Source organism: Sutterella massiliensis, from assembly GCF_016899755.1.
Classification (GTDB): Bacteria; Pseudomonadota; Gammaproteobacteria; order Burkholderiales; family Burkholderiaceae_F; genus Sutterella; species Sutterella massiliensis.
Genome location: NZ_JACJJC010000122.1, coordinates 1 through 1,031, shown reverse-complemented (window position 1 = coordinate 1,031; position 1,031 = coordinate 1). Strand labels below are relative to the sequence as shown.

The window sequence follows — 1,031 nt, the reverse complement described above, 5'->3', positions numbered from 1 at the left end:
TCTTTGAGAAGCGCAATCAGGTTGTCGACGAAAGGCTCCATGGCTTCGTCCGCAAAGCCGTCGCAGAAGAATGCTTCGGCAGGCACCCAGCCCTCACCCGAGTCGTTCTTCGTCGCAGCCTCGCGCACGAGCGCCGCAGAAAGCCAATATAGGAGCGTGAGCGACTCGTCAGCCTTCTGCGCATTCCAGCCGATACCTTCGGCAGCACGACGTGCCGACGACTCAAGCGCCTGAATCGAACGGAGCGCGGCATCGGCGTCGCAGGCGGCAGCCGTACGATCGCTGTTGGCGATCGACCAGTTGTCGAAGTAGAACGCCGGCTCCACACCGTTTTCCTTGTGATGGACGCGCAGGAAGCGCACGTCGCGCAACTCGGCAAGAACTTCGCCCTTTTCGTTCATGAGTTCGAATTCGACGAGCGCCGACCGAGGCGTCACCTTGATAAGACGCACCTGCGCCCAAACGGGCACGCCTTCGGCCCAAATAACGGCTCGCCCGATCCAGCTCGGCAGATACGAAACCTTGAGGTCGACATCACCCACGTCAAGACCGCCCGCCTTGGCTGCGCAGCCAAGTGCAAGGAAGAGTCCCTGCAGCGCCCCATCAACGAGCGCAGGCGGCAGCACCATGCCGTCGTCGGCCTGCGCCAGACGGCTCTCGAGCTTCACGAGAATGCGCACGTCGTGCGATTCGCCCGACGTCAGCCGCCAAGCGTCTTCAATGGGTCGGAAGGCACCGCTGTACTTGAGGCCGATCGCGCCGAGCGCATCGTAAAAGCCTGCGATGTCAAGATGTTCGGCAGCACCGGTCGTGCCCTGTGCGCCATTGAGCGCAACCCGAATGTTCCGGGGCGCGGGACGCGGCGCGTCCGAGCGCACCGCGCGGCCCGCGAGGTGCGTAAGGAATTCTTCGTTCGAAAGCAAATCGCGCGAGCCCATCGTGAGCACGCCTTCACGCGAAACAGCGGTGCGGATCTTCTTCGAAGGGAATTTTTCGAGCGCGAGCGGACGCAGAATCGACAGATTCTTCAC

General features: G+C 62.4%; 1 protein-coding gene. It reads right to left on the bottom strand.

Annotated elements, in window-relative coordinates; translation table 11 throughout:
- The coding region (locus H6A60_RS11680; protein WP_205104799.1) for a polyketide synthase dehydratase domain-containing protein at positions 1-1,031 on the bottom strand (1,031 nt) is incomplete at both ends.